Source organism: Rhizobium ecuadorense (genome assembly GCF_001187535.1).
Classification (GTDB): domain Bacteria; phylum Pseudomonadota; class Alphaproteobacteria; order Rhizobiales; family Rhizobiaceae; genus Rhizobium; species Rhizobium ecuadorense.
Genome location: NZ_LFIO01001794.1, coordinates 1 through 405 on the forward strand (window position 1 = coordinate 1; position 405 = coordinate 405).

The 405-nt window shown below is 58.3% G+C and carries 1 protein-coding gene; it reads right to left on the reverse strand.

Translation table 11 applies throughout. From position 1 onward, the window contains the following. A partial coding sequence (locus tag AF337_RS37235) for an amidohydrolase family protein (RefSeq protein WP_342028470.1) occupies positions 1-405 on the reverse strand: 405 nt, incomplete at both ends.

Consider the following 405-nt stretch of genomic DNA (forward strand, 5'->3'; position numbering starts at 1 on the left):
ACGGTTGTCTCGTGCAAGCACGTCTACCCTCGCCTGGGCCTCCGGGTAGGGCCACCTACCGCCGTTATCGATGATCGAGGTCACGCCGAACCGGTTCAGACCGTGAATGCTATAGACCATCGAACTCACTTGTTCGTCGAACGTGGGCTGCGGCACCATACTCTCGAGGGCGAGAAACAACCAAGTATAACCGTGGATCACACCAGTGGGATTACCGCGGCTGTCCCTTTCGAATTCGGTGTCCGGCACCTTTGGGAACCGATCGGTACCCACGCCAAGCGCCTCCATCGCCTGCTTGTTCAAGAAGGCTTGGTTATAGGCATATTGCACGATCAGGGGGCGATCGGGCACGGCGCTGCGCAATTCATCCAGCGTGGGGAAGCGGTTCTCCTCAAATTGGTAGGG